Origin of the sequence: Rhizobium acaciae (assembly GCF_025941625.1) — a bacterium.
GTDB lineage: Bacteria > Pseudomonadota > Alphaproteobacteria > Rhizobiales > Rhizobiaceae > Rhizobium > Rhizobium acaciae.
Map to the genome: position 1 here is coordinate 1 of NZ_JAPCZO010000056.1, position 9,661 is coordinate 9,661.

A 9,661-nucleotide genomic window follows, 5' to 3' on the forward strand; every position below is an offset into this window, starting at 1 on the left:
GGCATCCAGGCAGCATGTCTTCCGATCACCTGCGAATGGGCAAAAGTGCTCTGGAAGTCGTCAGGCGTTCGTTGGCCGCAAATCCGCAGCTCCCCCGATACGCGATCGGAAGTGCAATTGACGCCACGCAGAAATATGCGTTTTGGGAGTTCCGACAAGCTCGGAGAACGTATCTGTCACTTGTGACCATTGGGGTGATTTTCCGAAGCGACCCGTGTTTCGTGATACGGCTTGTGCTCGACAAGGGTCTGCGCGGAATACAACACTGTCTTCGTCTCGGGACGACCACAGCAAACCGTGAAGATCAGCCGCGAACGAATAGGTTGAAGTTCGACGACCGTATTGCTCCCTCGCGTCTCGAATGCCCAAAAACGACCCCGCGATTACGACGTCATCTTATGCGGCTGGCTGCGGTAGATGCCAAGCTGAATTCAGTCCTCGCTCCCCGAGCGAACGGCACCTGATGCGGACGGAGGAGGAATGGTAGAGGAATAGCGGGCCTTGGAAGCAGGGCCCGCGATGCTTTCAATTTATTTGATGACCTCGATCACCGTGCGGGTCTTCGGATTGACGAGCACACGCTTTTTGTTGACGACTACATAACCGTAATCAGGTTGATCGGGGATCGTTTGGATCTCGACCGTGTCAGGAAATGCCGTACCGACTGCGACGCCCGTAATGATCGATATGATTTCCTCGGCCGTGTCGAGGCCACTGCGGGTCGACCGGCCTTCGCGTTCCAGCGTCCAGAGATAACTTGTCGTCAAGCCCCGGACTTAAGCCGACGGTAGGACCCGTTCAAGGCCGTCTAGACAGCTTCCACAAGCTGCTCGGGCGAGGCCGGCTTCATCAGAAGATGACCTTCTGCGAACGCGGGTTTCAGCTGGGAAACGGATTCGCTCTCGCCCGAATAGACAATGAACGGAATGTCGCAATTGACGAGATGCCGCGCGACGGCAGTGCAGACGCCGTCCGAGAGGCGAGGGTCGACGATGAAGGCGGATGGCGAGTTTTCCTTCAGCCAGGAGACGGCGTCCGAACCGGTCGAGAGCCTCATGAAGCTGCGCTGGCCACATCTCTCCAGAACCGTTTCGATATCGATCGCGATGAAAGGTTCGTCTTCAAGGATGAGGATCGTAGGCATATTTCTCCTTCTGGGGCAGCGCAAGAGTATCGAAAACGACGGTGCCTGTCACTTCCGACTGAAGTCCGAATATCCGTTCGAAGTGGGGGGCGATCGAAACTTAGTCGGTATCCACTGCTTTTTAGCATTTTCTTATCTATTCGCCGTTCACTTTCGTTGTCGTTGAATCATGTCCGTTACAGAGGTAGGAGAGGCGGCTCCATGCAGAAGGCAATCCTGGTAGTGGACGATGAAGCGCTCATTCGCTTCGTCGCTGTCGACGTCCTCGAAGCCGACGGCTACGTGGTCTATGAGGCCGGCTCCGTCCTCAAAGCGGTTGGCATCCTCTCGAGCCGGGAGATCGACGTCGTCTTCACCGACGTGGACATGCCCGGTGGCCTGACGGGCATAGACCTGGCGAGGCTCGTGGCAGGCGTCTATCCGGAGATTGGCATTCTTATAACCTCGGGCACCCCGTCGGCGCATACGTCCTGCCAGCGGGCGCGCGACTTCTCCCTAAGCCGATAGCCTCGAGCTCCTTTCGTCACACGTCCGTGAGCTGATGCCGCGCGAGTCGTCCTGTCGTGCCGACAGCTCAAGCTAAAGTCATGACCAACCGCGAACTGATCGACACGGGAACCGACAAGCGCTTCGTGCGGCGCGACAAGCAGGGCCAGTTCAAGGAATCGACGGATGTCGACCGTTCTCTTTCCGCCGACAAACGACACAAGTCCAAAGACCGAAGCGAAGCGGGGCGAAGGCGACCGTGGCGACCATCATGCCAAGGAATGACGAAGGATGATTTTCGATCGGCCCATCCTTCCGCGAGCGGCTCGCCGTGACGCTCGAGCGACATACCGCATGGGCTGGAGAGTAGGACGCTCGACCGGTCCTCGAGGTCGCGCAGTCCCTCCGCCGAACTGATAAGTAGGCAGTGGAGGCCGAATTCTCTTGCCGGTAAAATGACCAAGGCGCAGCCTTTGGAATCGAGACACCATTGTGGCCGCCGCCCAGCGAGTGATCAATGTAGATGGCGTTCGTTCGAAATAGGCAAGAGATCACGTCGGAAGAACGTGACCGCGACGCGGAAGCCCAGTCCTTCCGGGCCGTTGTCTGGGGCCGCCGCCCAATATCGTATGCCGGCCGTCAGGCTGATTGGCTGTTTGCCGATGGTGGTCGGTTGGCGACTGCGAAGTTGATCGGCACCGACCAGTCGTTCGTTTCCCAGTTACGTGTCGACTCCGTATTCAGCGAGAACGTCCAGGCGTCCTTAGTCGTGTAGGAGAGGAACGGCTGGGGGAACGACTTCATGAGCATTACGCCGGTTACCTGAACATGGTGTCGCAGGGATTGTTCGCGCCACCCAAACACCGCCCGCTATGCGAGCATCGCGAATTTCGTCGCCGATACAATATTGCGGTTCGCTGTATAGCAACACACGCCACCTCTAAACGCCCTCTCCTTGATCGGAAAGGGCGCTTTTTTCGTTTGTGGCATAGCCGCCAAATGATGACATTGCCAGACGAAAAAACGCTGAAAAATTGGCGGAACTTCCGCCCCTATAATTTGTTCTGACATTTGCAAAACACACTGGGGTTACTACCAATGACGCAAATCCGTGAACCGGAGCGCCGGAGCAGAATCCTGCGCGGCCGCCCCTATACCCTTTATGAATTCGCTTCCAAATATGGCTTGAAGGACGAGCAGGCAAAGAACCTGTTCCGATTGCGCCGCCTACGGGTTCGGCAGGACAGAGTGGTCCCGCAAGACAGCGTTGCCGAAGCATCGAATGGAATGGATAGATGAGCGACAGACGCCACGAATGGATCAGCAAAAGAGCTTACGCGATTTGGGAGGAACAGGGCCGGCCTGATGGCCGAGACGCCGAACACTGGCGCCAGGCGGTTGCCGAACGCGACGCGCTCGAGCGCACGCAGGCTTCCGTTGATGGCCGCGAGGTGCTGGTGAGGTTTCGCGCGAAACCGCAACGTCCGGCAATGCCGCGCCATGACTGGGGCAATGCATCGACTAAAGCCGGCTGAGCGGCGTAACGAGCTCTTACACGGTTACTCGTGTGATCATCACACGACAAAGCACCACGCTCAAAGACGTCGGTTGGCTGTCTTGACGGGGCTGGGGCCTGGGTCAGGCATTGGCTGAAGATTATTTGAAGCATCGCAAGACCAAAAGGCCCCGCCGGGCTAAGTCCTGTTGAGTGCATGACAAGGCGTCCACTGTTCTTTCGCGGCTCGCCGGGTTGGTGCCGACAGCTCGGCCCTCCGGGTACTTGAGAAGGCGAGGGGATCGCGTGGCTGCCGAGATCGCCTCCGGCGCCGTCGCTTCTTATCTCGCTGCGGACCGGCGAGCCTTAACATGCTGGATGACCTGGATATGTGGTCTTCAGTTGTTCTATCCTCGATCCTCCTGCGCGCCGTCCCTATTGCGGGCACGTCCCCTCAACAGCTTGGACCGGATAGCCCAAGTCTCAGGCTCTGCAGCTTGGGCCTGGCAACAGCGCTCAGTAATCCGCGGTCCGTTCCAATTTTCGTGGGCCAGTATCCCACACAGCCCGACTTCGGTTTGGGTGAAGCAGCCACCTGTCCACCCTGGTTGAATGCGGTTTCTCCATCCCCGCTATTCAATGGCTAGACACGCTCTGAGCGAAGGCTGCCCATACCTTTATGTCGGCCGTGATGGGTGTTGGTGGATGGCCTTATACTACATACCGGCATCTGCTTGATCCAGGCATTGCTGGATCGAGCGTGTTTCCAAGAATTTTCAACAATAAATTGGCTAAATGTGAAGTTCGGTGGCCGCCCAACGTACAGGAGTTCTTAGCTGCGTGGGGTTGGCAACAAACGCTGAGCGGCCATTGCAAATGTTACCGAAGTATCATGGGGTAATCAAATCTGAATTTATGCATCAGGTTAGATTTTTTGTTGGGTATCATGAGAACATGATGCAGCTTGTTTGCGCTTTCTCTAAAATTACCAAGCTAGGGAGTAAGTGCTGGTGGGTAAGATAGAGAGATCTATCTGGTCGCGGTAGCAGGTATCACTTGCGAATCTGTCAATAATGTTCGCATAAGACCCGAATGCTAGGCGGCGGCGCCCGGATCAGCCGCCTTTTTTATCACCGCGCTGATCGCGCGTGCGGAAGCCCTTCTTTTCAGCTTACACCGACGACGGGGCCTTCCCCCAATAGCCTCAGGTCCTCCGGCGCTCCTTTCAGCAAGCCGCTTCGCTGGTAGTGCCTACCGTGTTGTCGAACCGGGGCGCCGGGTCCGGCGGTGAGGGATTGTGACCCGGCTGCGGGCGCTACGGGCCGTATTGTGCTTCCTGTCGTCTTCATCTTAGGCTTCGGGAGTTATTTCGCAGTCACCTTGACCCGGCAGAAAACCAGGGAGGCTCGCTATGCGCCGCCCTCTGCCGCATGCCTCGACAACCTGCATCCTGCCCGGATTGCCGGTGTCGCTGTCACGATTCCGGTCGCGTACATTCTCTGGAACAATCCAGATACACGCGCCTTCTGCAACGAGGCAGATGGAGGCAGCGCAACCTTGCGGTCCGTGGTCTTCACGCTGGATGGCATCCGGCGCGGCGAGAAATGGAGACCAAACGACCGTATGGTCGCTTTTTTTGCGATGCCGCTCAACCGGCAGGCTGCGGGCATGGGCCCGCACGGAGTGCCGATCGACCGCACCGCCCTGGCCGATTGGACGTGTTGGACGGGTGTTGCGGTCCCGCCGGTGGTAGACCACATGGCCATGATCCAGATACAGGGCAGCTCAAGGCTCTATGTCGACGAGACCACGGCCCCGGTGTTGGATCCGGGAGGCGGCAAGTCCAAAACTGGCCATCTCTGGGCGGTTCTGCGCGACGATCGCGGCTGGAACGGCTCTGCACCGACTGGCGTGGTCTTTCACTGCCGGCCTGGGCGTAAAGGTGAATATGCTGCAGAAATCCTCGACGGCTGCAACGGCATGATTCAGATCGATGCCTATGGTGGCTATTCGCATCTTGCGACGCCAGATCGCACGGGCGGCGATCCGTTGAAGCTGGCCTTCTATTGGGCACATGGCCGCAGGAAACTGATCAAGGCCCAGCCGAACCTCAAGCCGACCGGCGGAGGTTAAACTCCGGACGAAGCTGCGCGACCTCGCCAATGAGCGGCGTCGTTTCGGCTACTGTCGGCTGTTCGTCCTGCTTCGGCGGGACGGAAGCCGCATGGTCCAGTGCTGTAATTTCAGCGTGCGCTCCAGGTTGTTTAGATGCTATTTCTCCAGGTTGCAGCAGAGCGCGTTGTCCCGGCGTGAGATCACGGCCAGCCGCACTTGGTTCTCCGCGTCTATGTGGCGAAGCATTCCGCCGGCAAGGGCTTCGATGTGGTCTACGACACGGTTGGCGGTGCGGGACTGGACACCGCTTTTAAAGCCGTTGGCCGGTTCGGTCATGTCGTGAGCTGTCTTGGCTGGGGAACGCACGCACTGGCCCCATTGTCATTTAAATCCGCAACCTACTCCGGCGTGTTCACCTTGATCCCCCTGCTGACAGGCGAGGGACGGGAGCATCACGGCGATATCATGCGCGAGGCGACGAACCTCGTGGAAGCGGGGACGGTCTCGCCAAGGGTCGATCCAAGAAGATTCACGTAGGACGATGCAGCGAGCGCGCATGAGCTGATCGAGAAATGAAAGGCAAACGGCAAGCTCGTCATCGAGGTCCACTGACGGTCGCAATTGTCCGATCCGTGCCAACGCTTTCACATTACAGAGGAGATACCCATGCCCTTCGTCAACATCAAACTCGTAGACGGCGTCTTCACCAGCACCCAGAAACACGCGCTAGCGAAGGCGATTACAGACGTTATGGTGAAGTTCGAAGGCTCGGAGGCCTTCAGGTCAGTCACATGGGTTCTGATCGAGGAACTGCACACTGGCTGGCACATAGGCGGCGAACGCTTAGTCCACCGTCATTGATGGCAACCTCGGCAGATCGAAGGCCGTCTACGAGATGATCGACGGGAACCCGACGTCCCGTGATGAGTTCGCTTCGATGCTGCCGGCGAAAACGGAGGGGATTTGATCGTCGCCCACAAACGTTCACGAAGGTCGAGGATGACAAACGACTACAACGAGACGACGTTTGACGCCCTCACGGGGATTAAAGGGCGCTGTCCGCGTTGTCAGCGCGGCCATCTCTTCAATGGTTTCCTGTCGCTGGCTCCGGCCTGTGAGGTTTGTGGCCTGGACTATTCCTTCGCGGACCCCGCTGACGGACCAGCCTTTTTTTCGATGAGCATTGTCGCCGTTCCTGCGCTCGGATTTGCGCTGTGGCTCCAGTTCACTTTCGACATTCCGCTTTGGGTACATCTCCTTGTGACGCTGCCACTGACGGTGTTGGCATGCGTCGCGTTGCTAAGACCCCTGAAGGGCTGGCTGGTTTGCTCCCAATATTTCCACAAAGCAGAAGAAGGAAAGATCGATACGGAGTGGCGAGGGTAACCGAGGGCCGCCACTACGACGTGGAGTGGGACGATCAAGCGCCCTCGTTTTTGTGTGATGCCTCCATCGAGCTCTACAACGCTGTCGTTCGGTAGCGGAGATGGCTTCTGATCGGCACTTACGTTGGGCTGGCCGCCACGCGCGTAAACGCCCCATCTTCGAGCTCAGTACATTGACAGGCCAATCAGATCGGGCCGAATTCGACGAATTCGCACTGCATGATCCGACCCCGTCTTCTTCCATCCGTACAGCTTGTGACCCGCTAGCAGGTCAACGAGCCCTTGCTACGACTCGGTCTGGCGTCTACCTTTTCGGTGCTCGCGCTGTCGCGCCGTTGCATGCCTCTTCGCTGTTGCGGGTCGTGGGGCTCATGCGTCTGATCGTGGTCCGAAAAGAGCACGGAGGAGATCTTCTTGACTCGAGACCGGACGTCGAGCGCTACTCCTATTGCCGTCCCAGTTTCCAACTATCGCCAGACGGGCAGGCCGGAAGCGCTTGTTCCAAAACCGCGGGCAAGTCCTCTCTCTGATTAGCCCGCCACGAGGTGATGTGGAGATGGCGTTAAGGTCATCAACCATGCCCTCCGATGTATTGACGCGCTTCTTCGAGCGGCTCAAGTTCATCAGATGGACGAAATATACCTGCCGGATGTGCCAAACAATGATCCTGATCGCTTCCTCCGATGCCAGGACGCGGTCCATTTGGAATTCGCTGCTCTCATCGACCGTGCCGTTGCTGCGGGGTGGCGGGCGGATGAGGTGCTCACGACAATCATCGAATTGGCTGACAACCACGCACTCATGCTTGCCGCCAACGCCGACCTCGACAGTGGGCTGACGGTCCTGAAGAAAAGGCGACCTTGACTCCTTCACCAAAAAGAACAGAATAGGAACATTCCTGCGGCAACCCGATAGTCCTATTCCAGCGTGGAGGATTTGGCATGCCCACCATTTTGTACAGAAACGATCAGAAAATCTCGCCAGGCGATATCATGAAATTCGCGGTCTACGCGGAGCACGTCAGCAGACAGTGCTATGACGTTTTCGAGGAAGACGGTTCGAGGTCTCGATCAGAAGCTCTGTCCCGTCGAGCGCAGGCCGTGTCTGATTCACTCGATTTTGGAGATGAACCACACTTCTTGGCGGAGACGACGACGAAGGTTCTCGCCCTTCGAGATCTGGTCTCTGGCATGTGCTTCGATACGTTCGGAGAGAGCGGCCATATGGGCAAGTCCATGGACCTTCTCGGCATGGCCCGGGACGTGGACGAAGTGCTCGAAAAGCTCGTTATCTACCATCTTTCCCCGGAGGAGTTGGAAGCGGCAGAGACGGAATGGGCACATGAATCCCGGTTCTATGCGAAGATCGAAGAGGATAACTTGACGCGCGATGGGCCGGGCACCGGGGCGAGCGCTTGAAATCCTGCCTCGTGATGATCTCCAGACTTTCGGCATGGGAGCGGCGGCCAGCAGTATCGACTGCAGGCTGGCTGGAAAAGCGCTCGGATATTAGCTGGCCGTGACGCGAAGGGGACCTCCGTGATCAAAAAAGCCCGCCGACGCGGGGCAAGTTGACGGGCCTTAGTCTAGAGGAACACACTTGCGTTCCACGCGTGTAACAACCAAAGAGCGGGCCGGTTCCGGTGCGCTCCAATACCAATCTTGCGGAGCTCAAACATGCCGAGAGAAAGAAAATCCCCGCCAGAGCGGGGCTTAGGTAGGGGGGTGGTTTCTAGGCAGGAACGCATTGTGGCGTTGCTACAACTACTTTGCATATGCTTTTTATGTGAGCAATAAATAATACTTTCGTTCCACAGGCCCGCTCAGAAATTAAGCAAATCTCGCACGATTTCGCTCATAAGGATCAAGTGACTTCAAATTACACGTATGCTGAGTATTATTCGGTGGGCCGCTCAGGGATGATCTGCTTACCCCAAGCATATTGTCTCCTGTGCGTTGGCCGGCCTAAACTGCCCCCGCGATCGGTTCGGCTGTCGCGGAACCCATGTCTTGGCGTGTCCTTCCTTGTGTAGCTTCTTACTGATCTCTTCATCATTCGCTCGCCGGTATCCCGATGACCGAGTGCAATGCGCCTTCCTTAGAACATGATCACATGCCATGATGGGACATCATCCGCCATCGCCCGCAGGCGCGGATGGCTGGGAGATAATCGTTGCTCTTGCCTGTGCAGGAGCAATAGCTGGATGGCTCGCTACTTTTTCAACCTTCATGACGGCATCTCCATCCCGGACACGGTGGGCTCGGAACATCCGGACCTGCAGAGCGCCCGTACCGAGGCTGTGGAGACCATAGCCGAGCGGCTGAGGGGCGCTCTACTGAAGGAGGCTAACGTCTCGGCATGGCTGATGAACGTCACCGATGATCGAGGCTTGACCGTCATCGTTCTCTCCTTCACGGCCGCCGTCCAAATCGTGGATCATTTGAACGTCGCTGGGCAAGTGCTGTAGACACGATAATGCTCAACCGTCTAACCATCTATTTCTGGTGGAGGCTGTTTAGGCAAGGTGAATATGGCGGTAACAATCAAGCGCTGCTCTTCCCGCGTCGCACGTCCCTCGGCGTTTCGCCGGAGTGGTAATCCTATGGAACTGGAAGCTCATTGGGGTCAATCGCGCGCCCGCTCCCTTTCCGCGACCCGCATGAACCAGGTGCCCGAGGAACAGATCTTGACGCCTGGCCCGAACTCTCCGGGGTCGACAGCGTGCGGCTGACATATCTATCCTCTTCTACAAAAGTAGAGGGTCTACGTCAGACCAAAGTCCGTTTGCGCCCGCAGAACAAAGTTAGAATGTAGGCGTGTTGAAGGCCATCTTTTAACAAATGTCGGCGGCTGGGATTTGCCCGCTCCGACTTGAATGTACGAAAACGGCAGAAATCAAAAGCAGTCCCTTCACCTGTACGAAAGTCTTTGTGGTTGACGTGGCGAGAGATCTGCAATGCTTTCATAAAAGATGAGGATCGAGGAAACGCGTTCCATTCTGACCAGCCTCTGGTCTCGGTAGTCATCCCGGCCTTT

11 protein-coding genes and 5 pseudogenes are annotated in these 9,661 nt (G+C 57.2%); 12 read left to right on the top strand and 4 right to left on the bottom strand.

Going from position 1 to position 9,661, the window contains the following annotated elements; translation table 11 throughout:
* Nucleotides 1-530: 530 nt before the first annotated feature.
* Nucleotides 531-767 (bottom strand): DUF1236 domain-containing protein, encoded by a 237-nt coding sequence (locus OLZ32_RS38850; protein ID WP_264425658.1) that lies wholly within the window; start codon nt 765-767, stop codon nt 531-533.
* Nucleotides 768-808: 41 nt separating this feature from the next.
* On the bottom strand, nt 809-1,144 hold the full coding sequence (locus OLZ32_RS38855) for a response regulator (protein WP_264425660.1): 336 nt from the start codon (nt 1,142-1,144) through the stop codon (nt 809-811).
* Nucleotides 1,145-1,345: 201 nt separating this feature from the next.
* Here OLZ32_RS38855 and OLZ32_RS38860 point away from each other — a divergent pair, with 201 nt between their 5' ends.
* Nucleotides 1,346-1,651 (top strand): response regulator, encoded by a 306-nt coding sequence (locus tag OLZ32_RS38860; protein WP_264425662.1) that lies wholly within the window; start codon nt 1,346-1,348, stop codon nt 1,649-1,651.
* Between the two features lie 80 nt (nt 1,652-1,731).
* Nucleotides 1,732-1,915: pseudogene (locus OLZ32_RS38865) on the top strand (hypothetical protein).
* A gap of 229 nt (nt 1,916-2,144) precedes the next feature.
* Here the strand turns inward: OLZ32_RS38865 and OLZ32_RS38870 are convergent.
* Nucleotides 2,145-2,428 (bottom strand): annotated as a pseudogene (locus tag OLZ32_RS38870) (hypothetical protein); the annotation flags it as partial.
* A gap of 300 nt (nt 2,429-2,728) precedes the next feature.
* Between OLZ32_RS38870 and OLZ32_RS38875 the strand changes: the two are divergent.
* From OLZ32_RS38875 to OLZ32_RS38915, 10 genes and pseudogenes are all read left to right on the top strand, one after another.
* Nucleotides 2,729-2,929, top strand: a complete 201-nt coding sequence (locus tag OLZ32_RS38875) for a hypothetical protein (RefSeq protein ID WP_264425664.1) — start codon at nt 2,729-2,731, stop codon at nt 2,927-2,929.
* On the top strand, nt 2,926-3,165 hold the full coding sequence (locus OLZ32_RS38880; RefSeq protein WP_003548546.1) for a DUF2934 domain-containing protein: 240 nt from the start codon (nt 2,926-2,928) through the stop codon (nt 3,163-3,165). The genes OLZ32_RS38875 and OLZ32_RS38880 overlap by 4 nt, the downstream gene beginning before the upstream one ends.
* 1,601 nt (nt 3,166-4,766) lie before the next feature.
* Nucleotides 4,767-5,231, top strand: a pseudogene (locus OLZ32_RS38885) (IS66 family transposase); the annotation flags it as partial.
* Between the two features lie 4 nt (nt 5,232-5,235).
* A pseudogene (locus OLZ32_RS39575) lies at nt 5,236-5,454 on the top strand (hypothetical protein); the annotation flags it as partial.
* A 17-nt stretch (nt 5,455-5,471) separates the two neighbouring features.
* A pseudogene (locus OLZ32_RS38890) lies at nt 5,472-5,816 on the top strand (zinc-binding dehydrogenase); the annotation flags it as partial.
* 90 nt (nt 5,817-5,906) lie between these two features.
* Nucleotides 5,907-6,101 carry a tautomerase family protein gene (locus OLZ32_RS38895; RefSeq protein ID WP_264425667.1) on the top strand — a complete coding sequence of 65 codons (195 nt, stop codon included), beginning with the start codon at nt 5,907-5,909 and terminating at the stop codon, nt 6,099-6,101.
* A gap of 138 nt (nt 6,102-6,239) precedes the next feature.
* Complete coding sequence (locus tag OLZ32_RS38900; protein ID WP_264425669.1) at nt 6,240-6,626, top strand: DUF983 domain-containing protein; 387 nt, start codon at nt 6,240-6,242, stop codon at nt 6,624-6,626.
* A gap of 701 nt (nt 6,627-7,327) precedes the next feature.
* Nucleotides 7,328-7,489, top strand: coding sequence for a hypothetical protein (locus tag OLZ32_RS38905; protein ID WP_264425671.1), 162 nt, complete (start codon nt 7,328-7,330; stop codon nt 7,487-7,489).
* A 77-nt stretch (nt 7,490-7,566) separates the two neighbouring features.
* On the top strand, nt 7,567-8,043 hold the full coding sequence (locus tag OLZ32_RS38910) for a hypothetical protein (protein ID WP_264425673.1): 477 nt from the start codon (nt 7,567-7,569) through the stop codon (nt 8,041-8,043).
* 785 nt (nt 8,044-8,828) lie between these two features.
* Complete coding sequence (locus OLZ32_RS38915) at nt 8,829-9,092, top strand: DUF6894 family protein (protein ID WP_264425674.1); 264 nt, start codon at nt 8,829-8,831, stop codon at nt 9,090-9,092.
* A 301-nt stretch (nt 9,093-9,393) separates the two neighbouring features.
* Here OLZ32_RS38915 and OLZ32_RS38920 read toward each other — a convergent pair.
* Nucleotides 9,394-9,661 (bottom strand): hypothetical protein (locus tag OLZ32_RS38920; RefSeq protein ID WP_264425676.1); only part of this gene is annotated, 268 nt, incomplete at its 5' end.

Bases quoted from the DNA above. Each gene is read 5' to 3' on its own strand.
- OLZ32_RS38880 (WP_003548546.1), top strand. From the start codon at position 2,926: ATGAGCGACAGACGCCACGAATGGATCAGCAAAAGAGCTTACGCGATT.
- OLZ32_RS38855 (WP_264425660.1), bottom strand. From the start codon at position 1,144: ATGCCTACGATCCTCATCCTTGAAGACGAACCTTTCATCGCGATCGAT.
- OLZ32_RS38895 (WP_264425667.1), top strand. From the start codon at position 5,907: ATGCCCTTCGTCAACATCAAACTCGTAGACGGCGTCTTCACCAGCACC.
- OLZ32_RS38910 (WP_264425673.1), top strand. From the start codon at position 7,567: ATGCCCACCATTTTGTACAGAAACGATCAGAAAATCTCGCCAGGCGAT.
- OLZ32_RS38900 (WP_264425669.1), top strand. From the start codon at position 6,240: ATGACAAACGACTACAACGAGACGACGTTTGACGCCCTCACGGGGATT.
- OLZ32_RS38875 (WP_264425664.1), top strand. From the start codon at position 2,729: ATGACGCAAATCCGTGAACCGGAGCGCCGGAGCAGAATCCTGCGCGGC.
- OLZ32_RS38860 (WP_264425662.1), top strand. From the start codon at position 1,346: ATGCAGAAGGCAATCCTGGTAGTGGACGATGAAGCGCTCATTCGCTTC.
- OLZ32_RS38915 (WP_264425674.1), top strand. From the start codon at position 8,829: ATGGCTCGCTACTTTTTCAACCTTCATGACGGCATCTCCATCCCGGAC.